The sequence below is a fragment of the Paenibacillus sp. NRS-1760 genome, assembly GCF_050467785.1.
Lineage (GTDB): Bacteria > Bacillota > Bacilli > Paenibacillales > Paenibacillaceae > Pristimantibacillus.
This window is the reverse complement of sequence record NZ_JBITPK010000021.1, coordinates 1-24,582: the sequence shown is the minus strand read 5'-3', so window position 1 is coordinate 24,582 and position 24,582 is coordinate 1. Positions and strand designations below refer to the sequence as shown.

The following is a 24,582-nucleotide window of genomic DNA, read 5'->3' as shown; positions in this document are numbered from 1 at the left end:
CTGCAATCATTACTCATGGGGAGTGAAGATGAATATATGCAAAATATTCATATTGGTTTTATAGGTACTGGCGGTATCGCACAGCTTCATGCTGGTCAGATGCAAGCGCTGGAAGGCGTGGAAATCGTTGCAGTGGCAGACCCAAATGAACAGTCTGCTCTGCAGTTTCTATCCACATTCCATTTGACCAATACCCGACGATACGCATGCCATAAAGAAATGCTCGAAGAAGGCGGTTTGGATGCCGTTATTATATGCTCACCGCATACTTTGCATTTTGCCCAAGCACTTGATGTATTGAATGCAGGCTGCCATGTCTTGATTGAGAAGCCGATGACCTGCACCTCCCAAGAAGCTGAACAATTAATAAACGCTGCAGAGGCAAATTCGAGGCTGCTTCAGGTTTCCTACCAAAGGCATTTCCAACCGGAGTTCATCTTTATTCGCCAAGCGATAGCAGATGGCGTAATAGGCAAACTAAGCTCGATTAACGCAACGCTCTATCAGGATTGGAAACGAAGCCAAACAGGCACATGGCGACAAAATGCTGCGCTTTCTGGAGGCGGTATGCTAATGGATTCAGGCAGCCATATTATTGACGTTCTGTTATGGACGACAGGCCTTACACCGCTTGAGGTGAAGTCGACCCTCAGCAGCCATGGTGCACCGGTGGAAATCGATTCTTTTACGAGCATCACCTTTGAAGAGGGTGCCATTGCTGCGCTGAACATTATTGGTTATGTACCGGGCTATAAGGAGTTTTATTCCTTCTGCGGCGATTTAGGCGTGATCTATCTCGAGAATGGCAGAATTGAGATTTCAACCTATAAGGATGGCGTTCTGCCAGTTCAGCTGCCAGCTCAAAGCACGAATCAGGATAAAAGCTTCATTGACGCGATCAGAGGAGAACATGAAATATTGGTATCGGGAGAATATGCTAGGAAGGTTATCCAATTGACTGAAGCAATATATCGTTCAGCAGACTATCAAGTTTGATTTGGCACTTCTAATTTCCATGAGGAGCGTGATTGGTATGAACGTTAGCTTGAGTATGTGGAGCGTGCATAAATATTGGTATGAAGGAAAATGGGATACCGTTGATTTTCTAGCATTTGCCTCCGAGACAGGGGTTAAGGGAGTGGAGCTGCTCAGTTGTTTTTGGAAGGAAAAGGAGAAGGATATCCCATTAATTGATGAAGCGCTTCGTAAATATGGGTTGCAGGTTGCATGCTTCAGCGCGTGCAACAACTTTGTGGTAGCAGATGATTCACAAAGGCAAGCACAATTAAAGGAAGTAACGGATGCTGTCGACGCAGCTGTTCATTTTGGAGCCAAGGTCGTTCGTGTATTCTCAGGGGATTTGCCCAATGACTCCATATCGTTTGAGCAGGGAATGCAATTCGTAATTGATGGACTTCGTGCAGCGGCTGATTATGCCGAACAGAAGGGTGTCACACTTTGCCTAGAAAATCACGGGTTATTTGCAGGACGCAGCGACCAGGTTATGGCTATTATCCAACAGGTTAATTCCCAGGCGCTGCGAAGCACGTTCGATACCGGAAATTTTCTGCTCGTTGGCCAAAGCTCTAGCGATGCGATTGATGAGCTGAATGGGTATGTTGGTCATGTGCATGTTAAGGACTTTTTACCAGTGCCGGAAGGTACGGCTGGCAGCGTCACTAGGGCTTTAACGGGGGAGCTGTTTCTAGGGAAAATTGCTGGAGAAGGCGCTGTCGATTTGAAGTATATTTTCGGCGAGCTGAAAAAATCAGGTTTTGACGGGTGGCTTACCGTAGAGTTCGAAGGCGAAGAAGAGCCTAAGCTTGGCTCTATTGAAGCGGTTAATCATGTAACACGAATAGTGGCAGGCCTTTAAGAAAGCATTAAATGATAAAGGATAGTTAGTTGATTGTGTCTACGACCAAAACTTAAAAACGATTTGGAAGGAGATATATCGTGAAGGTGCATTTTCTTGGCACTGCTGCTGCGGAAGGTTTTCCAGCGATGTTTTGTCGTTGTGTGCACTGCTTGAAGGCAAGAGAACTTGGCGGTAAAAATGTGAGAACACGGAGCTCCGTCCTTATTGATGGCGTGTTAAAGGTTGATTTTCCGCCAGATACGCTTCATCATGTTTTGACGGGCGGCATCGATCTCGGTCTTGTGAAGGATTTGTTCATCACGCACACGCATCTGGATCATCTTCGTGCAGAGGATTTAGAGATGCGGATGCCTGTTTATGCTCATGGATTGGATGCGCCGTTGCATGTTTACGGCCACGATGCTGTCATTCGCAAATGCCGGGATGCTGTTGGCAGACCAGATGCAGAGCGGTTGGTGCTGCGAAAAATAGATCTGTTCGAAACCGTCGATACCGGAAACGCCAAGGTGACGGCGCTGCCGGCAAATCATGATCCCGATGAAACCTGTTTGCTCTTTCTAATCGAAAAGGATGGGAAGCGTATCTTTTATGGACACGATACCGGGCTTCTTCCTGAAGAAACATGGCGATGGCTGGAACAGACGAAATTGGACCTCACCATATTGGATTGTACGAACGGCCATCTGCCGTTTACAGGCGGACATCTCAACATCGCAGCCGTTCTTGATATTAGGAACCGGTTACGCAGCAATGGGATATTCAGCCCGGATAGCAAGGTTGTGGTCACACATTTCTCTCACAATATAGAATTGCTGCACGATGATCTTACGCAGTTTTTTGATCAAGAGGATATCATAGTAGCTTTTGACGGTATGATTTTGCAGCTATAATAAGGTTCCTGAAAGGAGTGAATGCCGTTCATGAAAGCCTCCGAACAGTACTACTTGCAATACAGCCATCATGTTGAAATTGAAAGGCAGCAGGCAATGGACGAGGGGAAACAGATCAGCGCAGAATTGGCTGCTACGTATGAGAAGCTGGCTTCCATGGAGTGGAATGACCCGCAACGTGAACAAATGGCTGCGGCTTATATCGACGAAATGGGGAAGCTGCCTTTAAGAGCTGACTTCCCTTTTGTTGAGCCCTCTAACCTGCCGGAAATAGTAGCGGAAAGACCAGTTGCCGAATTTCCGGTGCAACAACCTGCTCTTTATGAAGATTTGGCAGATAAAATGTATGGTGCCTGGCTCGGTCGATCCGCAGGCTGCTTATTGGGGCAGCCGATCGAAGGGTGGAGAAAGGAACGAATTACAGGCTTGTTAAAGGAAACAAACAATTTACCAGTTCATTATTATATTTCATCCGAAATTGATCCGGAAATTGCGGAAAAGTACGGCGTCATCAACGAGGGCGGGTCGTATGGAAACGAGCTCGTAAGCTGGATTAATAATGTGAAGCATATGGTCGAGGACGATGATATGAATTATACGATCATCAGCCTTGCTGTATTAGAAAAATTCGGCTATGACTTCTCTCCTGACGATGTAGCAGAAACATGGCTTAACCTGTTGCCATTGCTGCGCACCTGTACTGCAGAACGCATTGCTTACCGAAATCTCGTTAATCGCTTAGATCCACCACTCTCAGCTACATATCGCAATGTCTATAGAGAGTGGATTGGCGCTCAGATTCGTGTTGATTTGTATGGCTACATTAATCCTGGGAATCCAGCGAAAGCAGCTGAAATGGCTTGGAGAGATGCTTCGATCTCGCATGTGAAAAATGGCATCTACGGCGCCATGTGGACTGCAGCTATGCTGGCAATGGCTGCTGTGACGGACAACAGGCAGGATGTGATCAGAGCCGGTCTCGGTCAAATTCCTGCAAATTGCAGGCTTGCAGACGATATTCGGACGGTGTTACGCTGGTATGAGGAGCAGATGACCTTTGATTCAGTAGTAGAGCGTATCCACCATAAATATGATGAAAGCAATGCACATCATTGGTGCCATACGATCTCAAATGCGATGATTGTAGCCGCGTCTCTGCTGTATGGTGAAGGTGACCTGGAAGCAACAATAGGTTTAGCAATCATTTCGGGCTTTGACACGGATTGCAATGCGGCTACCTCAGGTTCTATCGTAGGTATGCAAAAAGGTGCGAGCCAACTACCCGAGAAATGGGTAAAGCCGTTAAACGATAAAATTCGTTCAGGCGTAGATGGCTTCGGCATCGTGCCTCTTTCTCATTTGGCAGAGCGAACGGTGAAGTTGATTGCAAATAATCCTTATTTGAAGTAATGGAGTTGCTATAATTTGAAAGCGATACAAAAACAATAAACCCAATACCGCCAAGGTGTTGGGTTTATTGTATACTGGGAGAAAAGGGTAATCATTTCATCTTATAATAAGAGCTATATTTGGAGGAGATCATTCGATGCGTTATGAAGTTAGATTGAATGCGATAGAACAGAAATGGGATATTGTAGCTGGCCGAAAAGAGATCATAAAAGGAATGACGGATATATTTTTTGCTGAGAAAATTGCTGAAGAATTAAATAAAGCCTACGATCAAGGCAGTGCTGATAGAGAAAATGTAGATAAGAAAATCAATGACAGCATAAAAAATTTATTTTTTTAAGAGTTAATAGAGTTTTGTTGAAGTATTGAAGAGCTAATTGGACATTTAATTAAGAATGAGAAATTCGAAAGAGTTTTTGACTAGTGTATGGATTGAACTAAAACAGAATCGAGGTGTGAGAATTGAACCAAATTATTATACAAAAATATGATCCTCAAAGAGATAAAGCTCAAATCGAACGCATGCTGCTTAACTACAATCATCTATTGAATATATTTTATAATGATGAAAAAAGTAACAAAGATAATATTTTGGTTGCACTCAATAATACTTCAAGCATTGGGTTTCTTTCATTTAATGGTTTCGGCAGAAAACCTCAGGCCATATTATATGTTAACAAAGAGCATGATGCAGCGGATATCGGCTCAATGCTAATACAAGAATATGAAAAAATGCTTATTCCAAATGAAAAAGTAGAGCATACCCTATTTACATGTTCTCATCATGACACTGATTTAATCAGTCTTTTGGACAATAACGGATACAGATTATATTTATCCTCATACATTATGGAGCGTAAGGGTGAATCATTCCCCTCAGATAACATCATAGTTAGAAATTATGAAGAGAATGATTATTTTGAATGGGATAGAATTTGCGAATTAGCTTTCTTTCATATGCGACAGCGTATAGGATTGTATCCTTCGTTTTTTTATAAGCCTGTGGAATGGGAACGCGAGCAGTTTGCACAAAATAAAAATAATATGTTTGTAATGATAGTTGATAATACTATAGTAGCCATAGGAAAAATTGAAGGAAATAAAATATGTACCGTTGCAATTTCCATAGAACATCAATCACGCGGTTATGGAAGAGTTTTTGTGAAATACCTGGTTAATGAAATCATCAGCAGGGGTGAAGAAAAGGTAATCCTTGACGTTGCAAAAGGTAATTTTGCGAAAACGTTATATGAAAGCCTTGGGTTTGAAGAAACGGCGTTTTACCACCACTATATTAAATATTTTAGACCGGATACAAGACTAAGTGCTCCACCCGACGGTTATTAAACAATACTTATGGATGCTGAAAAGTGCCTGGAAATGAAGCTAAAGCTCGGAAGGCAATCCATTCAAATACATATGAATAGCGTTTGTACTTTGTTTAAGTACTTGAATCGTTTTAGAGTTAGGCTGTTTATATATTTCTAAATAGTCTATCTCGTTATATTGTTGCCGTATAGGAAAAGCTAATTTTTCTTCAGTTAAAGAAAACTCCGCAGCAATGCCGGCTTTATTTCCACGAGCATCAAAGCGAACCCATCTTCCAATGCTGTTGATAAAAGCGGCATTAAGAGCATGAATGCAGTATCCTGTGTCGGGTGTATCCCCGATTGTAAGTCGCTGATAACAAAATCCTGTTGGAATCCCTTTGCTTCTTAACAGTGCAGATAATAAATTTGATTTGGCGTAACAAATACCTTCTTTATAAAATAGGACATCTGAAGCGCTGCATGTTATCCGATTGCTTTGAATGTCCCAAGAGTGCGCTATTTGATCTCGAACAAATTCGTAAGCATTTTTTATAAAATCGACTTCGTTAGAAGATCTAGAAAATAATCCATCTGATAAATCGTTGATTGCCGGATGACTGAAATCGATGACTTCTGTTTCCTCCAAATAATCTAATATGTTATCCGATTCACACGATATGTTCATAGCATAATGCCTCCAGTTATTAGTTTATTCTTAGGAATTATTATGCATATAAATGAATTAATATACAACAATTAATTTCGTTCAACCGTTGTTGACCTAGTAGTTTTTATGACTGAATAATGAAATGCAATATGGTACAATAGAACGGATTATTATTGAGAAAATGCAATTATATGCGGTAAAATATAGAAGTAAAGTGCTTTAAGAATTAACATAATTTAGTGGTTATTAAATATTAGAAAACAGGCAGGAGTAGAAACGATGAAATGCCCTCATTGCAACAACGAATTAAGAGAAGTCCCTTTATGTTACGGAATTGAAGCACCAGACTATTTTTACAAGGTGCCAGAAGAGCAAAGAACAGAGTTAATTAGAGATTTTTGCGTAATTGATGAACAGTTTTTTTATATTAGAGGACACATTGAAATACCAATTATTAATAGTAATGAAAAATTTATATGGAGTGTTTGGGTTTCACTTAGTGGCGAAAATTTTTTGAAATCCAATGAATTATTGAATGTACAAGGAAGAGAAAATGAGCAGCCATATTTTGGTTGGTTGTCGACGGAACTTTCAATATATCCAATATCAACACTGTCGTTGAAAACAATGGTACATACACAAGAAGTTGGCGCCGTTCCATTAATAGAACTGGAACAGACGGATCATCCCCTTGCAGTTGAACAAAGAGAAGGAATTACAATGGAGAGAGTAATAGAGATTGCTCATTTAACCAATCACCACATGAACGATTGAATAGCCAATGAAAACTGACTTTTATGAACATTTATTTTCAATAAAAATGAGTGAATCGCAAAATTACGCAACAAAAAAACCACTTCGTTATCATGAATTAAGTGTCATGATAACAAAGTGGTTTAAATTTACAAAATGTTGTCTCATATTGACCACTAGATTAAACATCGTCTAAAATAGTCTATAAACCCAATAAGGATGCGGTCGAGAGGACTCGAACCTCCACGGCTGTTACACCACTAGAACCTGAATCTAGCGCGTCTGCCAATTCCGCCACGACCGCAAAACATGTTTTAACAAAAAATATCGTATCATGAACAAGCTGGAATAGTCAACAATATTTTATAAAAATGGGGGAAAATGCTGTGGAGCAATTAGAGCAAAAAATTATGCAAGAAGGAATCGTCCTTAATGACAATGTATTGAAGGTGGATTCATTCTTAAACCATCAAGTAGATCCGCAGCTTATGCTTGCCATAGGTAAAACATTCACTTCCCTATTCGAAGCACAAGGAATTACGAAGGTGCTCACACTGGAGTCTTCAGGCATCGCACCTGCGGTTATGGCCGCTCTGCAAATGAACGTGCCATTAATATTTGCGCGTAAACGCAAGTCACTGACACTTAAAGATGATCTCTATACCGAGAAAATCTATTCCTTTACGAAGCAAGAGGAAAGTGAAGTTACTGTTTCACGCAAATTTTTGGCAGCTGAAGATCGTGTCCTCATTATAGATGACTTCCTAGCGAACGGTGATGCAGCACTTGGATTGGCTCGGATCGTTGAGCAAGCGGGTGCATCGGTAGCCGGAATTGGCATCGTAATCGAGAAGGCGTTCCAGCCAGGTCGTGAAAAGCTGATCGAGCATGGTTATCTTGTACATTCATTGGCAAGAGTGGCATCATTAACAGGCGGAAAAGTATCATTCGCTCCTCATCCAGTCACTCACGCTTAAACAACAAGTTGTATGTAACTAAATTGCTCACAGAAATTTAAGTTCGAACAAATTATAAATAGGATTCAATGACAAGGGAGGCCTAAATCAGGTCTCTTTTTTTTATATATTTATAAGTTAGGTTTATGCTTCTGATATTATGCTGCATTCGCATATTTTCCAGCATTTTCACAAACAATAACAGCAAACGGTGAAAGGTGCGTGCAGCAATGAGCAGACAGCATAATGTAATTGAGGAAAGAGAAATACAGAAATTTCGTAAAATGAGATGGTCATCGGTTGCTAAGACAGCTGCGACAGTCTTGCTGCTGAGTGCATTTTCAGCTGCTACGAGCCCGCTCAGCTATAATCATGTTTCTGCTCAAAGTTCAGCTAAAGGGATAAGTGCGGCTGCGCAGGTGGATGAACGGAAGCCAGTGGCAATCGTAATTGACGATTTTGGCAATAACATGAGCGGAACAGAGGAAATGATGAAGCTTCCAGTCAAAATTACAGCGGCGATTATGCCTTTTATGCCAACGACTAAGAAGGATGCAGAGGAAGCGTATAGGCTTGGCCACGATGTCATTGTTCATATGCCGATGGAACCGAACAAAGGACTAAAAAGCTGGTTGGGCCCTGGAGCGCTTACGACTGATTTAAGCGATGCAGAGGTGCGTAAACGGGTAGAGGATGCCATTGACGATGTGCCTCATGCCATTGGCATGAATAATCATATGGGCTCAAAGGTGACAGCAGATGAACGAATGATGCGAATTGTGCTAAGCGTGTGCAAGGAGCGGGGGCTCTTTTTTCTAGATAGCCGGACCACCTTCAAAACGGTTGTTCCCAAATTAGCCAAAGAGCTGGGCGTGCCGACAGTCTCCAATGATGTTTTTCTTGATGACGTTTATACCGTTCAGCATATATCTAAGCAAATCGGCGTGCTTCGCAAGCATTTGGAGTCACATGACAGCTGCATCACGATCGGACATGTTGGAGCTCCTGGGAAATATACCTCCTCGGTTCTTCATCAGTCCATACCTGCGATGCAGCCTACTGTGAGATTCGTGAAGCTGACTGCGCTTATTGGCGGAGAATCAATGAACGATCCACTTGTATTGCCTAATCCCTAAGGCAATGGCTTCAGCAACTTCTTGCTGACGCTGCGGATCTGTCAGCATCGTACGATCATGCTCGCTGCTAATAAAGCCCATTTCTACAATTACAGCAGGGTCCTGTACCCTTCTAAGTAAATAAAACGGTTTTCCTTCCCTTGGGAGGAAAGCCGTATTTTGTTGTCGATTAAGTGCATCTTGTATGCAAAATGCAAGCAATGAGCTTTCACCGCTGCTCTGATGCAGTACTAAAGGGCCTTTCTGCATACTTTTCTTAGACCAATTGACATGCAAGCTAATGAGCAGTTCACTTTCAATTTCATCGGTTAATTGCCGGCGCTGCGATAAATCTTTACGATGTCTTGAGCGTGAATTATGCCAACGATTATCGTCACTGAGTGCATAGTCGCCGGTTCGATTGAGTACAGCCGGTATGTTTTGGCTTCGCAAAATAAAATACAGCTTACGCGCAACAGCTAAGTTAATGTCCTTTTCTAAAATATCAGCTGATGAGGCTCCCCCGTCAATCCCACCATGCCCAGCATCAATGATGACGACAGTTGACGGAAGCGCCCAATCTTGATTGTAGCCTACCGGCAAAAGTGGCCATGCAAAAGCGCTGGATGAGCTGCTGGAAGCAGCCAGCCATATTACAACAAAGGTTAGTGCCATTTTACGAAACATGCTGATTGTTCCTCCAGATTTCTTTGACATACGGTTAGCGTGGCTGTTTGGAGGGAAACTCATGCATGTTTAGATTGGATGGTTAAGGGGCAAACTTAAATTATTAATTCATACGGTATTGAAAGGACTGATTAGCATGGCAAAAGGCGATGAATACGTAAAATTTATGACCGAAAAATTTATAAATTATATAGAGACACCAAGGGAAGAACGGAAACAAACCAACGTATTAGCCAAATCTCGGAGAGAGCCTTGGCTGACGCGTTGGTTCGGATGGGGACCAGTGAGTGTAATGTTATGGTGGCGTGGACGGGCTGAGCGTCATCGGTAAAAGTGACCAAGCTCGATTAAAAGCTGAAGGGGAATATAGCGGCGATCAGAACCATCCTCGCTTGCTTCAAGAGCAACATAGATTTGACCGTTATCCCATTTGTTATACCCGACGACAGACCAGACATATAACATCTGGCCATCAAACAGCTCAGCGGTAAAGCGGAGCTGTTCTTTGTTGTTTATTTTGGCAAAGAGAGGTGTGTAGGAATTAGAGCTTACTGTGATGGGTTTATTCGTTAGCCAGGGAAGCTTATCGAATGGATTAAATGACGGCAGCGAAACATGTTTAATAAGGACTGCTTTCTGAGTGTTAAGTAATGGAGCCGCTTTATCAAGCTTAGTTGCAGCAGCATTTGTCCAATCCTCCTTCTTGGCAGGGAGCGATTCACCGCTGACAGCATCTGCATAATACGTTTCTTTCTCTGTCGTTATTTTCCATGCGGCAAGGAGAGGATGAACATATATTCGATCAATTTGGGTTGCAGGCTTTAGAAGCTCAAGTTGCTTAATCGCTCTGGTAAGGGTACTTTCATCGAATAATGGATGACTGTTTGTTCCATATTCGCCTAGCTGATATCCACCTGACTCCACCGCATTAATGACAAGATAACCGACAGTATTTTTATTTTGCATGACAAGCACAAGCCAGCTATGCGTTCCAGGGCCAATAGGAGAAACAATAAGCGTCGACTTCTTCCACGCGGCAAAAGAAGGCTGTACAGCTAGTTCTTCAACCCATCGCTGCGCTTGCTGCTGAACAGGCTCATAAACGGTTGTAGGATTAGAAACGGCCGCAGCAGCTTGTGGCTGCAATCCGCCTGCATACAATACAATAGCGGTCAAAACACATGCCGCTGTAAGCTTGATGAATTTTTTTGGCATAATTAATCACCTCCATATCATTGTATAGGACAAGCTTTAAGAAGGCTGTTGCAACCTGTCGCGTAAGGGCGGCCTTGTGACCGCCTTTTTTTGACGTATTGCTGCGGATAACGTCAGATCCATGTCAATCGATACCCTCGAGATGAAAGATGCCGCAGTTAATGGCGGACGCAGTCACCCTAGGCTCATATTGCCATCTGATTTCGGATTGACGCTGAGCGAATTGCTCCTCAATCGCTGGTTTGTTTTCTTCGATTGCATTCTTAACAAGCGGCTCGTAGTAGCCATTAATTCGGTCAAGCTCTTCCTTCAACCTTGCTGATGCACTCTCAGCCCAGCTGTAATCATAGCTGCGAAGCTTGCGCTCCAGCATTTGTTCTACAATGCTAAGCGCTTTATTGAAGGAGAGGCCATTTTTGGTAATGTGAATATTTGCCGGCAGGCGAGGCGTAAGCTTGTGCGTAAGCAAGCGATCGTAGAAATGCTCCACACATTGGCCAGTCGCGAGCGAGACACCGTAGCTATGAATTTCTTCGCGCTTGCGATCACAAGCGAACTCTACCCGCATATTGACAGACAGCCATGCTGTGTAAGGGGTCGAGGTAAAGGGATTGTTCGAGCGTTTGTCTGGCTCCTGAAACAAATGGACGAAGCTGCCCTTAGCTTTTGCAGCATCAAATATTTGCTCGAGCTTGCGTGCGCCAAAAAACAAGTCTTCACGCGGAATGCGAACGGGTGCTGCCAAGCTGCCGTGAATGAAGCCTAGCGAACGCCCAAGAGCGACATTCGCTGCTGTATCTTGCGCGTTCAGCGCAGCATCCTGTTCGGTGTTCACGACTTCAATTTTTTTGAGCTCCTCGGCAGCGTCATATTTGTTTTTGTCCGTAACAAACAAGAACGTCATCGTCTCTGGTTCTGCGTTAACACGATCGACGAAGCTCCAGTAGTAGGGACGATTCGTAAGTTCACGGTCGGCGTGAGGAGAGAGCTTCACCGTGAAATGGCTTGGTGATTTTTCTAAAATTGAGCATTCGGTAGCTTCTAAATAGCGGTTTACAAATTTGTGCACCTGTTTTTCGTTCAAGGCTGCACCTCCACGGTTTGTCCAAGCGTATCCAAATTCACTAGCAGGTCGGGACTTGTCGGCAGCGGGTTTTCGCCTGTCAGCACCTCTTCACGAATGCGGCTGAGGGAGGAGCCCAAATGATTAATTTTTTGTTTTAAATCCGTATCGTTGCCCGATTCTAGCAGCATGCGTGCAAGCCGCTGCTCCAGCGAGCCATCCCCTTTTTCAAAGCGTTCCAAAATATGATCCAGTTCGCCAATAACAAGCTCGAACAGGTTTATTTTTTCATGCAATAGGTTGACGATATGCTCTTCAATAGTACCGATTGTGCACAGATTGTAGATTTTTACATCTTCCTTTTGCCCGAGGCGATGCACCCGTCCAATGCGTTGTTCGACTCTCATTGGATTCCAAGGCAGGTCGAAATTAATCATGTGGTGGCAAAATTGCAGGTTTATCCCTTCGCCGCCTGCTTCCGTTGCGATGAGGATTTGCGCGCGCCCGCGAAATAAATCCATCATCCAATCCTTTTTGCCGCGGTTCATACCGCCGCGATAAGGGACGGCAATCATATTTTGAGCGCGGAAAAACTGCAGCAAATATTCCTGAGTAGCCCTGTATTCAGTGAAAATGATAACCTTGTCGTCCATTTCCTTGACAAGCTCCATCGCTTTTTCTGCTTTGGTATTGGCTTTGATATTTCGAATTTTTTCTACAAGCTCCCATATTTTTGGACGCATCGGGGAGTCCTCGGACGTTTTCTTAAATAGATTTACAAGCGTTAGAAAAACCGCATCTCGGCTGCTGCAAACTTCACGCTGAAGGGTAACGAGTGAGAGCATGCTCGATAAATCGCCGCCGCTTTCTTCATACCGTTCCTTGACAAAGCCCGTCACCGCGTCGTACAGCGCTTTCTCTTCTTCTGAGAGAGTAAGCGGTATATTTTTGACAAAACGTTTCGTGAAATGAATGCCGCCGTCCCCGCGCCGATTCCGAATCATGACGCCAGAGAGTGCTTCCTGCAGCTGATCTTCATTTTTCGGAAGCCGCTTGTCGACAACAAAGTTTGCTGCAAATTCACTTTGACCTCCCAGCTGACCAGGCTTGAGCAGTGTAATGAGATTGAACAACTCGTCCATATCGTTTTGGATTGGGGTAGCCGTAAGGAGCAAGCAATATTTTTTGCGTAAAAGATTAGCAAACTGATAGTTCGTCGTTTTCTTGTTTTTCAGCTTATGTGCTTCATCGATGATGATGATGTCATAATCTGTTCCAAGCACAATCTCGCGATGCGGATCACGCTTTGCGGTATCGATAGAAGCGACAACTACATCATATCCCCATGTATGCTCCTTCTTCTGAGCTACGGCTGAGATGCCGAATTTCTGATTAAGCTCACGCACCCATTGAAGCACAAGGGAAGCGGGGACAAGAATGAGAATACGCTTAGCTAAACCGCGCACAATATATTCTTTGAGCACGAGTCCTGCTTCGATCGTTTTGCCAAGCCCAACCTCATCGGCTAAAATCGCACGGCCGCCCATCTCATGCACCACTTTGCGCGCTGTGCTGATTTGATGTGCCATTGGCTCGAAGGCTGGAAGAGATCGCAAGCATAACAATTCTTCGAAGCTTTCAATTCGTTTCGCTTGCTCGGCTTCCATAGCGAGCTGATATAACGTCCAATCATCCCATGGGCCGCCTTTTGTTAAACGGTTTTGCAGTTCTTCAAACCAAGAGCGGTCATGCTGCAGCTCAACTAAAGGATGAAGCTTGCGAGAAGTAAAGGCGGCAGTGCCTGCTTCACCTGAGGCAGCCTGCGGCGTCGTCTGAAATGTCATCTAGTACAGCTCCTTCCGCAGTAAAAGGGATAAGTTGTTATTAGTATTGCCTTTTCATCTAATATTAATAAGATGCTGCTTAAAAAAGAGGATGGACTAGCAATATAACGAGAGTGGGCATGTAAGCGGACAGGTTTGCTAAATTTCGCCACAAATGAGCATGAAAATCAATATGTAGTATAGTATAATGGTTTTATGACACAATATATTGTGCTAAAAGCATATCTGATCTTACCTATGCCTTCAGCACGTTAGTATGAGGGAGGAAGCAGCTGCGATGGAGATGTCTGGTGGAAATCGGCTTGAGGGCCTTAGTGAAAAAATCTTTTTGGATCGATATGCGTGGAAAAATGCAGATACGAGTAAAACGGCGATCGGAGATATCGTGCTTGTTCTAACGAAGGATGATCCGAAATTTCCTGTCAAGGAAGTCGGAGAAGTTATCGGCCGTGATGGCAGCAAGGTGACCGTAAAGCTTAGAAACGGCGAGCATGTGGAGTCTACAACAGAGAAACTTACGCTGACGATTGAGAAAACGCCTGAGGAAATGTGGGATCGTCTTGCAGATGCAATGGCATCCGTTGAAGATGGATCAGAGAAACAAAAGGAATGGCGGGACAAATTCAGATACTTATTAGATGATTGGAAGCTGGTTCCAGGCGGGAGAATTGCAGCGGGGGCTGGAGCGAGTGAAGAGCTGACGCTATTTAATTGTTATGTCATTCCCTCACCGAAGGATAGCCGGGGCGGCATCATGACAACGCTCACGGAGATGACAGAAATTATGGCGCGCGGCGGCGGTGTTGGGATGAATTTATCTTCACTGCGACCTCGAAGAGCGATAGTTGCAGGTGTTAACGGTTCATCGAGCGGTGCTGTGTCATGGGGCGGGTTGTTTAGCTATGCAACGGGACTCATTGAGCAGGGCGGCAGCCGCCGCGGTGCCTTGATGCTTATGATCAATGATTGGCACCCGGACGTATTAGAGTTTATAACGGTCAAACAAACGATGGGTCAAGTGACAAATGCCAATCTGTCGGTATGTATCAGCAACGCTTTTATGCGGGCTGTAAAGGAAGATTTGGAATGGGAGCTCGTATTTCCAGATACCAAAGATATAGAGTATAACGAGCTCTGGACCGGCGATCTGGATGCATGGCGCAAGCTTGGCAAAAAGGTTATCCCATACAAAACGGTGCGCGCTCGTCAAATATGGCAAGCGATTATTGAATCCGCATGGAAGTCAGCCGAGCCAGGCGTTGTCTTTATGGAGTATTATAATCAAATGTCGAACAGCTGGTATTTCAATCCTATTATTAGTACGAACCCTTGCGGTGAACAAGGCTTGCCAGGCTGGGGCGTCTGTAACTTGTCAGCTGTAAACCTATCGAAGTTTTATGATGAAGAGAAGCATGACGTTGCTTGGGATGAACTTGCTAAAGTTACACGCTGGTCTGTAAGGTTTCTTGATAATGTCATCGACAAAACACCCTATCATTTTGAAGAAAATGAGCGCAATCAAAAGCTTGAGCGGCGTATCGGGCTCGGAACGATGGGACTAGCTGAGCTTATGATTAAGCTGCGTATCCGATACGGCAGCGCAGAGTCATTGGTTTTTCTAGATAAGCTGTATGGATTTATGGCTAGGGAGTCTTATTTGGCGTCTTCGGAAATCGCTGCTGAGAAAGGTTCGTTCCAAGCGTTTGAAGCGGATAAATATGTTCAGAGCGGATTTATGAAGCAATTGATAGCTGAATTTCCGGAGATTGGCGACAATGTGACCCTGAACGGCATGCGAAATGTGACGGTCATTACACAAGCGCCGACTGGCAGCACGGGAACAATGGTCGGAACGTCTACGGGAATCGAGCCTTATTTTGCATTCGAATACTATCGTCAAAGTCGTCTTGGTTTTGATAAACAAGATGTTCCGATTGCAGCGTCTTGGAAGGCGTCTCATCCGGGGGAGGAGCTTCCAGATTATTTTGTAACCTCGATGAGTTTGTCGGCTGAGGATCATATTCGGGTACAGGCGGCTATTCAGCGCTGGGTGGACAGCTCTATTTCCAAAACAGCGAATTGCCCGGCAGATTTCACAGTGGAAGAAACAGGAAGATTGTATGAGCTTGCTTTTGAGCTCGGCTGCAAAGGTGTGACGATTTACCGAGATGGCAGTCGTGATGTTCAAGTTCTCTCTACGTCATCAAAAGAAGAGAAAACAGAAGCACCATTTGATGCGGATTTGGTGGAAGCCGTTATCCCAGCAGCCGCACAACCTGAGCAGGAGCTCGATAAGCAGTATAAACGCAGACCGCAGGTGCTGCGGGGTGCGACCTATAAGGTGAACACACCATTTGGCATGGCTTATATTACGATAAATGATCTCAATGGCACACCTGCAGAAATTTTCTTGAACGTAGGCAAGGCAGGTTCGGATGTGTTTGCGATGGCTGAGGCATTAGGGCGTGTGTGTTCGTTATTTCTGCGTTATGGCGATCATGGAAACAAGGTGAAGCTGCTCGTCAAACATTTGAAAGGGATCGGCGGATCGGGAGCGATAGGATTCGGAGTTAACCGAGTGGAGTCCATTGCGGATGCCGTTGCAAAATCGCTTGAGATTCATATGGAGAATGGGACGGAGCAGGAGACGGCAGCGAAAATAGTACAAAGAGAAGAAGCAGCAGCGTCTGCGGATTATCCGGCGATCTCCACATCTGCTGTAGACACTCCTTCCGTTGATTTGTGCCCCTCTTGCGGCTCAGCAGCGCTTATTAATATAGAAGGCTGCAAGCAGTGTACGCAGTGCGGCTTTAGCAAGTGTAATTGATAGGGTATAGAAATGAATTAGGTAAGCAAAAAAAGAGAACCTCATGGTTCTCTTTTTTAATTTGTGTAGTCTTTCCAATAATGCAAAAGAGTTAGGCTGGCTCTGGAAAGATATGATGACGCTCCAGCAAATACCAGCAAACCAAGTTAAGTTTATTCGCAATTATAGAGGGATTGTATACAGCTTTCTGAAAATATACCATATGTCTCCGATTACCAAACTGATCGATGGGTCCCCCCATGAAATCGCAGCGTTAATGAATAAGTTTACAATTTTAAAAACAAAAATCTAATGTTTTGACTCCACATTTGGATGAGATTGCTCAGCAATTCAATGCCAAGTTTGTAGAAATAGCGAAACAAAACTAATATGATTTTCAAACAAAAAAGACCATTCTCCTCGTATAGGTGAAGGGTTTGGTCTTTGCAGGTTCATTATTCCCGTTCTTTTCTTTTCGAATAATTTTGTATCGCATCGTTCAATAGGGCATAGTTGAAATCCGGCCAGCTTTTATCCGTAAACCATAATTCAGCATACGCTGCCTGCCATAGTAGGAAGTTGCTCAGCCTCTTTTCACCGCTTGTCCGAATGATTAAATCAACTGGCGGATAATCGGAGGTAGCGATCGTTTTCTCAAATTGTTCATCGAAAGTGAGCGGGTCTGCTCCGCTTGCGATGAGCTTTTTTGCAGCTTGCAGAATTTCAGTTCTCCCCCCGTAATTAAGAGCCATATTTAGAAGCATGCCAGTGTTGTTCTTCGTTATTTCACAGGTTCTCTGAATGACATCCACCGTATGAGCAGGAAACGAGCTAATGTCGCCGATATAAGTTACTTTTACATTTTTTTTGTTTAGTTCTTCGATCGTTTGATTCTGAAAATATTTGATAGGCAGCTCCAATAAATAATCAACCTCGGCTTTGGGCCTTCTCCAGTTCTCCGTTGAAAATGCATATAAGGTCAAGCAGCTAAGCTTTAGCGAAATCGATCTTTTTATGATTTTCTGCATCGTTTTCATCCCGTAAAAGTGTCCAACGTTTCGTGGCAGTCCTTTACGAGTTGCCCATCTCCCGTTGCCGTCCATAATGATCGCGATATGTTTTGGAAAAAATTTATAACGATCCTGCTTGAAAAATAAATGTGACCACAGCATGACTTTCCTCCTCAAGCAAGTTAACTTTCTTTTTTATCTAGATACGACCCACAAAATCAAGGTTGCTGCCGGTACGAGCAGTAATTGTGCCAGCACGGTGCCCATCACACGGGACAACATAAGCAAACCGAATACTTTAGTTAACGCAGCGCTTTTTTTCTCTCCCTTTAGCACTTTATCCGTCAATAAGCCAATTTCAGGATCAATAAGAAGTGCTAACAATATCGTTGCTACCCCATTGATTAGTCCTGATGATTGAGAAGCTGCGATCGCATGCTCAGTCGTAATGGAAGAAGCAAGTAAAGCAGCCAGAACGCCAATGGTATAGATCGCAGTTACGATAATGTTGAGTAGAAACAATCGTTTTGGTATGCCGCCAATTCTTAATCGCGCCAGCATTCCCAGCTTTGGCAGCCGGATGTGTGAACGCGAGTTTTTAAGTTTCTCAATGGATACCGTCGTTCTAAGCAAGCCTGGGATAGAGCCTGCTACCTCCAAATGGGCAATGACTCGTCTAGCCAGCATCACCGCGGTTGGAAATGCTAGCATTGCAGCAATTGTTCCGAGTGACGCGCTTAAGATTATAATTCGAAATTGCTCAATCAGTGAATACTCCATGGAAGTTTTGGCAGAATCGATGAGCTTTCCCATAAGCGGTGCTTGCACCATGTTGGCTGTTCGCGATACGAGCAGGATAATGCCGGTTAACGATATAGCGACAGCTATTTTTCCCATACGCACGCCTGCTAATCGAAGAGAGTATGTAATCGTTTCTGCAAAATGAATAATAAACGTAAAGCTGCTAACTAGAATAATATGCTCAAGCATGGCAGCACCTCTTTCCCTTATGGAGGTAAGATTCTACTATCATTAAATAGGAAATACCGAAATTAATAAATAGAAAGTAAATAAGCAAGTTTTTCTTATTTTATGTTCGAAGGAGCGTTATCATCTCTCATCTAGTAAAATATTAGTTGTGAAAATGGTAAACTTAGACTCTATCGGCTTGTAAGCAATGCTTGCAAAAAGAGAGCGCTTTATTGACAAAATACATATAATCGAATAAGATTCACCTATCTGAAAGGTAAAAAGGATGATAGAAATGATTCAGAAAGTTAAGAAGCAAAATGTCCATGAGTTGGTCTCAGAAGAGATTCAAAAATACATCGAGGTTAAAGGTTTGCAGGAGGGAGACAAGCTTCCATCAGCCGAAGAACTGACTAAATTATTAGGTGTAGGACGTTCCTCTTTGCGCGAAGCACTGAGGTATCTTGAAGCTATCGATATTGTTAAAGTGGTGAATGGAAAAGGTATATTTGTTAATGATTCTGAGTCCTATCGCTATAGCGGAAAGGTGAAAATTGAGAATGAGAAGAAGTTTCTTCTTCATATTCTTGACGTGCGCAGAGCTTTGGAAGGAAAGGCTGTAGAGCTTGCTGCTATACGGATTAGCAACGAAAAAATCGAGAAAATGAGACTATGTTTAGAAGAGTATGATGTGTGCAAAAACAGAGGTCTGGATACATCGGCAATTGACTATAAGTTTCACCAGCATATTTATGATGCTGCCGCTAATCCGCTGCTTCACAGCGTCTATGAATCTATCTCTGAATTAATCAAACGTTTCTTTGCTGGCCCGTTCGGCGTTAAGGAATTATTTGATAACACGTATCCGTTCCATCGTACGTTATTTGATGGTATTGCCAAACATGATGTACAGCATGCATTAGCTGAATTTAACAAAATGATGGATATTATCGAGGAAACGATACGTCATTATTAATTAAAATTAGTTATTGACAAGATGAAAGTGCTTACATTATATTTAACCTATCATACAGGTAGATAGTATGACACTACGTCTTTAGGGGGATTCATATGTTTGGTAAACCAATGAAAACATGGATGTTATCCGCTTTGACGGCTGTAATGGTTTTTACTCTCACTACAGCTTGCAGTTCTTCAAATGATGGGAAAAAGCCTGACAGCGGAAGTAAAGAGAAAGTAATTACGCTTCGCATGATTGAAAGCTTGACCAGCCCGAGTCGTACAGCATTGATTAAAGCAAGCATCGACAAATTCATGGCCCAGAACACGAATATCAAGGTTGAATTGATTTCTCCACCGTTTGATCAGGCTGATAACAAAATCAGAACGATGTTGGCCGCCAAACAACCGCTAGACGTTTTGGAAGTACGCGATCTTAACGTTGCGGAATTCGTAAATAACAACTACGTAGAGCCATTAAACGATTATACAGGCTCATGGAGCGACTTTGGCACTGTAACGGCTGTTGCCAAATCCGTTGCTTCCGTCAAGGATAAGCTCTACTTCATACCAAACGGATTGTATCAGCGCCAATTGTTTTATCGTGCAGATTGGTTGAAGGAAGCGGGAATCAATGCTCCGGTTACCTACGAAGAGTTAGTTAATGCTTCTGTTAAGCTGACGGACGCTGCGAAGAACCGTTATGGCTTCTCATTCCGTGGCGGTCCTGGTGCCAACGGTGTTCCTGATACATTGATTCAAGCGTACGACGCAGACAAGATCAATGTTGATGATGCGATGTTCCTGAAAGATGGCGGAACAATCTACTCTTCTCCAGAAGCCAAAACGGCATTGGATCTATATGTGAAGCTGTACAAAGAAGGATCACCTCCGGATTCCATTAACTGGGGCTTCCAAGAGCAAGTACAGGCATTTACTTCTGGTGTAACTGCATTCCTTTTGCAAGATCCAGATGTTATTCAAGTATTGGGCGAGAACATGCAAGAAGGCACATGGGCAACAGCTCCAATGCCTACTGGCCCATCAGGCAAAGCGATGATTTCTGCAGGTGGAGCAGGTTGGGGTATCACTTCACACTCGGAGAACAAAGAAGCTGCTTGGAAATTAATTACTTTCCTATCCTCCCCTGAGGAGAATACACAGCTATCCAAAAGCCATGGTACTGTACCGATCCACTCTTCGGCTACAGAGGATGAGTTTTTCCAAAAAGGACCTTACAAAACTTTGCTTGATATGACGAACAAACCAGATACTTTCATCAATTTCAAACCGCCATTCGAATATCCTGCTAATGGACAATGGGGTACGGTCGCTATGGAAAGTGGTCAGGCGATGCTACTAGGCCAAACTTCAGTTGAGGATACGTTAACGAAGTGGAATGAATATTGGGCGAAAGCGAAAGCGGACATGAACAAATAATCTGAAAAATAGTGATGGGTGGCTCAGCAGCCGCCCATCGCATTTTCTAAGTCAAGGGCGGTGATTGCATTGAGAAAGCAGCGAACGTATATTTTGCTCAGCTTGCTACCAGCTTTGGTGTTGCTGCTCATATTTACGTTTTATCCATTCCTGCAAGGGGTAGTCATGGCGTTTCAGAACTATGTTCTGTTCGATCTGACGAACGTTCGATTCATCGGATTCCAGAACTTTGTAACCGCATTCCAAGATGCTAAGTTTCTAAAAGCAATGACGAATAGCGCATACTGGGTGTTTTTCTCCTTAACGTTTCAATTTTTGATTGGCCTCTCACTTGCACTGATTTTGCGCAAACCGTTTAAAGGCAGAGGGGTATATCAAGGGTTTATCTTTTACTCTTGGGCTTTGTCTGGTTTCTTAATCGGCTTGATTTGGAAATGGATGTTCAACTCCCAAATGGGCGTTATTAATGATCTTTTAATGCGCATCGGCCTTATTGATACTAGAATCGGTTTTCTCTCTGACCCAGATTGGGCGATGTCATCGGTCATTATCGCCAATGTATGGTACGGGATCGCGTTTTTTGCAATCATGCTGCTTGCGGCACTTCAATCGGTGCCAGCTGATTTGTATGAGGCAGCGGATATGGATGGAGCGGGGAGCATTCGCAAATTTGTTAATGTCACCTTTCCTTTTATTCTTCCTACGATTATCGCAACGACGTTGCTCAGAGCGATATGGATATTCAATGATCCAACGATTATTTACGGTTTGACTAACGGCGGTCCTGCGGGAACAACCCATATTTTATCCTCATTAATGCTGGATAAAATTATTTACGGCGGGGACTACGGGATGGCATCGGCAATTGGTGTTACGATGATCGGCATTCTAATCTTGTACACGATTTTCTATTTGTTTGTGACCAAGTCGGAAAAGGTGGGTGATTTTTAAGATGAAGCCACGCATACTGACAGGTCTGAAGGTGCTGTATCTAGCGTTGCATTTTGTAATCATGGTATTTCCTTTATACTGGATCGTCATTACTTCACTTAAGCCTCAAAAGGATATATTCTCTTTCCCGCTTCAATATTGGCCAAAGCAATTCACGCTGGATAACTACATCCAGATTTTTAAAATATCGAAATTCCATATTTACATTTTCAACAGCTTATTGGTGGCCGTTCTTGCTGCCGCGATCGTTATTTTTATAGCGACTCTAAGCGCTTATGTCATGGCCCGCTTTCAGTTTAGAGGGCATAAACAGATTATGATGGCGTTTTTCGTTACGCAAATGCTTCCGGGATTTATTGCACTAGCTCCATTGTACTTATTGATGGCGGACTTGGATTTGATTAATTCAAGGATGTCATTAATTATCTGCTACACGGTTATGCTTATTCCATTCTCAACTATTATGCTTCGAGGCTTTTTCCAACGCGTTCCGAGCAGCTTAGAGGAGGCAGCCATGATTGATGGTTGTTCACGTCTGACGGCGTTGTTAAGAGTGATCATTCCGGTCATGTTGCCGGGCATTGCTTCAACCTTCATCTTTGCATTTGTACAAAACTGGAATGAGCTGTTTATGGCTGTCATGTTTATCGATGACGAGGCATTGAAGACGTTGCCGGTAGCTATGAACTCCTTCGTTATGAAATTTGATGTCGATTGGGGTGCAATGTCGGCTGGAACGGTACTATCGGTCATTCCTACCGTCGTATTGTTCGCTTTTGCCCAGCGTTTCATCGTAGAGGGATTAACACAGGGAGCAGAAAAAGGATAATAAATTCATGGAATGGATAGAGGGAAACGACATGATGGAGAGAAAAGAAATGGATAATCAACTGCATACAAAAGTCTCTCACGATCAGGTAGATAAACAACATTACGGTGCGGTAACCATACCGATCTATCAAAATAGCTTATTTACTTTCGAGAATCATGAAACCTTCGATCAAGCGATGCAGGATGTATTAGCTGCCAACGTATATTCCCGCGGCAACAATCCAACGGTAAAATATTTGGAAAGCAAAATCGCCGAATTGGAGGGCGGTGAGCAGTCGCGCTGCTTCGCATCGGGCATGGCTGCAATTGCAGGAACGCTGCATGCGCTGCTTAGTTCAGGCGATCATGTCATCTGTGTTGATCAGGCTTACGGGCCAACACGAGAGTTTCTAAACGAGATGTCAGAGAGGTATCAGGTTGAAGTCACTTATGTAGATGGCAGTTTGCTCTCCGATTTCGAGGATGCAGTACAGCCAAATACAAAAATTATATACGTGGAAAGCCCTACTTCAGGACTTTTCCAGCTGCAAGATCTTGAAGGAATAGCTGAGCTGGCGAAAAAAACAGGGATCATTACAATGATAGATGGCAGCTGGGCAACACCTTGTTTCCAAAGGCCGCTGACTATGGGAATCGATCTCGTGCTGCATTCAATGACTAAGTTTTTTTCAGGACATAGTGATTGTCTAGGCGGAGTTGTAACTGGAAGTGCTGCGCTAATTAGTAAAATTGAGAACAAAGGGTATATGCTGCTAGGAGGAATCATGACCGCTCATACAGCGTCGTTGATGATTCGTGGTTTACGTACGCTTCCGCTTCGTATGGAGCGCCATCAGAAGAGCGGCATGATCATCGCGGAGTATTTGGAGAAACACCCTATGGTCAATCGTGTAAACCATCCAGCTCTTCGTTCACACCCTCAGCATGAACTGGCACAGAAACAACTGGACGGATACAGCAGCTTGTTTTCTTTCGAAAGCAAGCTTCCCGTTGCTGTCATGAAGCAGTGGGCTGATGCGCTGCATTATTTCCGGATTGCAGTCAGCTGGGGCGGTTATGAGAGTCTCGTTACGGTCAATACAACGCCTGAGCGTAGAAACCCGGACGGAACGAACCCTTCAGTAGCCAGATTGTACATCGGTATGGAAGATCCATATACGCTGATCGATGATATGGAGAGAGCGTGGAAGCTAGTAAAAGCTTATTAGGGTAAATAGTGACTCATCGGGAGTAATAGCTGCTCTTTCACCGTAGTTGCTCCAGCGAGCAGCAGTATTATCTTATTGGAACGAAGGTTGTCGGGGAAGGTTGGCGGATTGCTAGCATGGGAGCTTTAGAATCCTCGTTCCTTGCGCAGCTTATCGAGCGTAATTGGAGCAACTTGCGGATATTGGGATAGGAAACGAAGGTTGCTGAGAAGCATTAAAGGATACGATTGCTTTAGTGGATTGATCTTTCTCGACATGCTGTTAGAGCACTTTTTTAACGATTTTCGGTTTTTTTGAAAATTATGCGAATATCAAGCGAATATCTTCAAGGCCACTTCTTCGGAAGTGGCTTTTTTGTATTATTAGAGCGTAGCAAAGGGGGAGCAGTCTCGAGTTTTCGAGTTTTTGAGGTTTTGAGCAGTGCTAACGGACATCAGTTCCGCTAAATTACGGTTTAAGGGGGTTTGTAAGTATGTAACGGACATGAGATCCGTTATTTGTGATAAAACCCCCGAAATTACGCAGATTTATAGCAAATAGCGGAACCTATGTCCGTAGAACTCTCAAAATGGGCTAATATTCACAAATAACGGAACTTATCGGTTTAACCCCCTAAAT

Annotated in this window: 24 protein-coding genes and 1 tRNA gene; 16 read left to right on the top strand and 9 right to left on the bottom strand. The window is 43.6% G+C overall.

All coding sequences use genetic code 11. From position 1 onward, the window contains the following. Positions 1-36: 36 nt before the first annotated feature. The 6 genes from ACIFSR_RS28270 (at position 37) to ACIFSR_RS28245 (ending at position 5,526) form a co-directional block, all read left to right on the top strand. Positions 37-996, top strand: coding sequence for a Gfo/Idh/MocA family protein (locus ACIFSR_RS28270; RefSeq protein WP_430061677.1), 960 nt, complete (start codon positions 37-39; stop codon positions 994-996). A 37-nt stretch (positions 997-1,033) separates the two neighbouring features. After that, on the top strand, positions 1,034-1,876 hold the full coding sequence (locus ACIFSR_RS28265) for a sugar phosphate isomerase/epimerase family protein (protein WP_430061675.1): 843 nt from the start codon (positions 1,034-1,036) through the stop codon (positions 1,874-1,876). Positions 1,877-1,956: 80 nt separating this feature from the next. Further along, positions 1,957-2,769: an MBL fold metallo-hydrolase gene (locus tag ACIFSR_RS28260; RefSeq protein ID WP_430061673.1), complete on the top strand. Its 813-nt coding sequence runs from the start codon at positions 1,957-1,959 to the stop codon at positions 2,767-2,769. A gap of 30 nt (positions 2,770-2,799) precedes the next feature. Further along, on the top strand, positions 2,800-4,179 hold the full coding sequence (locus ACIFSR_RS28255) for an ADP-ribosylglycohydrolase family protein (RefSeq protein WP_339208611.1): 1,380 nt from the start codon (positions 2,800-2,802) through the stop codon (positions 4,177-4,179). A 136-nt stretch (positions 4,180-4,315) separates the two neighbouring features. Beyond that, positions 4,316-4,519 (top strand): hypothetical protein, encoded by a 204-nt coding sequence (locus ACIFSR_RS28250; RefSeq protein ID WP_430061671.1) that lies wholly within the window; start codon positions 4,316-4,318, stop codon positions 4,517-4,519. 122 nt (positions 4,520-4,641) lie between these two features. Continuing rightward, positions 4,642-5,526 carry a GNAT family N-acetyltransferase gene (locus ACIFSR_RS28245; RefSeq protein WP_339208613.1) on the top strand — a complete coding sequence of 295 codons (885 nt, stop codon included), beginning with the start codon at positions 4,642-4,644 and terminating at the stop codon, positions 5,524-5,526. Between the two features lie 39 nt (positions 5,527-5,565). Here ACIFSR_RS28245 and ACIFSR_RS28240 read toward each other — a convergent pair whose 3' ends face one another. Next, positions 5,566-6,174 (bottom strand): transglutaminase-like domain-containing protein, encoded by a 609-nt coding sequence (locus ACIFSR_RS28240; RefSeq protein WP_339208614.1) that lies wholly within the window; start codon positions 6,172-6,174, stop codon positions 5,566-5,568. Between the two features lie 261 nt (positions 6,175-6,435). On the opposite strand from ACIFSR_RS28240, the gene ACIFSR_RS28235 reads away from it, so the two are divergent. Next, entirely contained in the window at positions 6,436-6,930 is a 495-nt protein-coding gene (locus ACIFSR_RS28235) for a DUF2199 domain-containing protein (RefSeq protein ID WP_339208615.1), read from the top strand. A 199-nt stretch (positions 6,931-7,129) separates the two neighbouring features. Here the strand turns inward: ACIFSR_RS28235 and ACIFSR_RS28230 are convergent. Next, a tRNA-Leu gene (locus ACIFSR_RS28230) sits at positions 7,130-7,213 on the bottom strand. A gap of 82 nt (positions 7,214-7,295) precedes the next feature. On the opposite strand from ACIFSR_RS28230, the gene ACIFSR_RS28225 reads away from it, so the two are divergent. Both ACIFSR_RS28225 and ACIFSR_RS28220 read left to right on the top strand, forming a co-directional pair. Next, complete coding sequence (locus tag ACIFSR_RS28225) at positions 7,296-7,886, top strand: xanthine phosphoribosyltransferase (RefSeq protein WP_430061668.1); 591 nt, start codon at positions 7,296-7,298, stop codon at positions 7,884-7,886. Positions 7,887-8,095: 209 nt separating this feature from the next. Then, positions 8,096-9,001: a divergent polysaccharide deacetylase family protein gene (locus ACIFSR_RS28220; RefSeq protein WP_430061666.1), complete on the top strand. Its 906-nt coding sequence runs from the start codon at positions 8,096-8,098 to the stop codon at positions 8,999-9,001. Here ACIFSR_RS28220 and ACIFSR_RS28215 read toward each other — a convergent pair. Next, positions 8,966-9,667 carry an N-acetylmuramoyl-L-alanine amidase family protein gene (locus tag ACIFSR_RS28215; protein WP_430061664.1) on the bottom strand — a complete coding sequence of 234 codons (702 nt, stop codon included), beginning with the start codon at positions 9,665-9,667 and terminating at the stop codon, positions 8,966-8,968. The genes ACIFSR_RS28220 and ACIFSR_RS28215 overlap by 36 nt on opposite strands. Before the next feature lie 136 nt (positions 9,668-9,803). Here ACIFSR_RS28215 and ACIFSR_RS28210 point away from each other — a divergent pair, with 136 nt between their 5' ends. Beyond that, the gene (locus ACIFSR_RS28210) at positions 9,804-9,998 is read left to right on the top strand and encodes a YqzE family protein (protein ID WP_076270010.1); all 195 of its coding nucleotides are present in this window, start codon (positions 9,804-9,806) and stop codon (positions 9,996-9,998) included. Here ACIFSR_RS28210 and ACIFSR_RS28205 read toward each other — a convergent pair. From ACIFSR_RS28205 to ACIFSR_RS28195, 3 genes are all read right to left on the bottom strand, one after another. Beyond that, positions 9,989-10,882: a hypothetical protein gene (locus ACIFSR_RS28205; RefSeq protein ID WP_430061662.1), complete on the bottom strand. Its 894-nt coding sequence runs from the start codon at positions 10,880-10,882 to the stop codon at positions 9,989-9,991. The two genes, ACIFSR_RS28210 and ACIFSR_RS28205, sit on opposite strands and share 10 nt — an antisense overlap. A 124-nt stretch (positions 10,883-11,006) precedes the next feature. Next, on the bottom strand, positions 11,007-11,966 hold the full coding sequence (locus ACIFSR_RS28200; protein WP_430061660.1) for a YqhG family protein: 960 nt from the start codon (positions 11,964-11,966) through the stop codon (positions 11,007-11,009). Continuing rightward, positions 11,963-13,789, bottom strand: coding sequence for a DEAD/DEAH box helicase (locus ACIFSR_RS28195; RefSeq protein ID WP_339208622.1), 1,827 nt, complete (start codon positions 13,787-13,789; stop codon positions 11,963-11,965). Before ACIFSR_RS28195 ends, ACIFSR_RS28200 begins: the two co-directional genes overlap by 4 nt. Before the next feature lie 277 nt (positions 13,790-14,066). Between ACIFSR_RS28195 and ACIFSR_RS28190 the strand changes: the two genes are divergently transcribed. Then, entirely contained in the window at positions 14,067-16,616 is a 2,550-nt protein-coding gene (locus ACIFSR_RS28190) for an adenosylcobalamin-dependent ribonucleoside-diphosphate reductase (RefSeq protein ID WP_430061658.1), read from the top strand. Positions 16,617-17,050: 434 nt separating this feature from the next. On the opposite strand, the gene uppS is transcribed toward ACIFSR_RS28190, so the two are convergent. Together uppS and ACIFSR_RS28180 are read right to left on the bottom strand one after the other, a co-directional pair. Continuing rightward, complete coding sequence (gene uppS / locus ACIFSR_RS28185) at positions 17,051-17,767, bottom strand: polyprenyl diphosphate synthase (protein WP_339208626.1); 717 nt, start codon at positions 17,765-17,767, stop codon at positions 17,051-17,053. A 33-nt stretch (positions 17,768-17,800) separates the two neighbouring features. Further along, positions 17,801-18,595, bottom strand: coding sequence for a lipid II flippase Amj family protein (locus ACIFSR_RS28180; RefSeq protein ID WP_430061656.1), 795 nt, complete (start codon positions 18,593-18,595; stop codon positions 17,801-17,803). Between the two features lie 274 nt (positions 18,596-18,869). On the opposite strand from ACIFSR_RS28180, the gene ACIFSR_RS28175 reads away from it, so the two are divergent. The 5 genes from ACIFSR_RS28175 (at position 18,870) to ACIFSR_RS28155 (ending at position 23,964) form a co-directional block, all read left to right on the top strand. Beyond that, the gene (locus ACIFSR_RS28175; RefSeq protein WP_076270001.1) at positions 18,870-19,550 is read left to right on the top strand and encodes a FadR/GntR family transcriptional regulator; all 681 of its coding nucleotides are present in this window, start codon (positions 18,870-18,872) and stop codon (positions 19,548-19,550) included. Positions 19,551-19,645: 95 nt separating this feature from the next. Then, the gene (locus tag ACIFSR_RS28170; RefSeq protein ID WP_339208630.1) at positions 19,646-20,974 is read left to right on the top strand and encodes an ABC transporter substrate-binding protein; all 1,329 of its coding nucleotides are present in this window, start codon (positions 19,646-19,648) and stop codon (positions 20,972-20,974) included. Between the two features lie 60 nt (positions 20,975-21,034). Beyond that, positions 21,035-21,925 carry a carbohydrate ABC transporter permease gene (locus ACIFSR_RS28165; protein WP_339209580.1) on the top strand — a complete coding sequence of 297 codons (891 nt, stop codon included), beginning with the start codon at positions 21,035-21,037 and terminating at the stop codon, positions 21,923-21,925. A 1-nt stretch (position 21,926) separates the two neighbouring features. Next, positions 21,927-22,754 (top strand): carbohydrate ABC transporter permease, encoded by an 828-nt coding sequence (locus ACIFSR_RS28160; RefSeq protein ID WP_076269999.1) that lies wholly within the window; start codon positions 21,927-21,929, stop codon positions 22,752-22,754. A 7-nt stretch (positions 22,755-22,761) separates the two neighbouring features. Continuing rightward, the gene (locus ACIFSR_RS28155) at positions 22,762-23,964 is read left to right on the top strand and encodes a trans-sulfuration enzyme family protein (RefSeq protein ID WP_430061653.1); all 1,203 of its coding nucleotides are present in this window, start codon (positions 22,762-22,764) and stop codon (positions 23,962-23,964) included. Between the two features lie 125 nt (positions 23,965-24,089). Here the strand turns inward: ACIFSR_RS28155 and ACIFSR_RS28150 are convergent, their stop codons facing one another. Then, positions 24,090-24,221 (bottom strand): hypothetical protein, encoded by a 132-nt coding sequence (locus ACIFSR_RS28150; protein ID WP_430061651.1) that lies wholly within the window; start codon positions 24,219-24,221, stop codon positions 24,090-24,092. Positions 24,222-24,582: the final 361 nt, after the last annotated feature.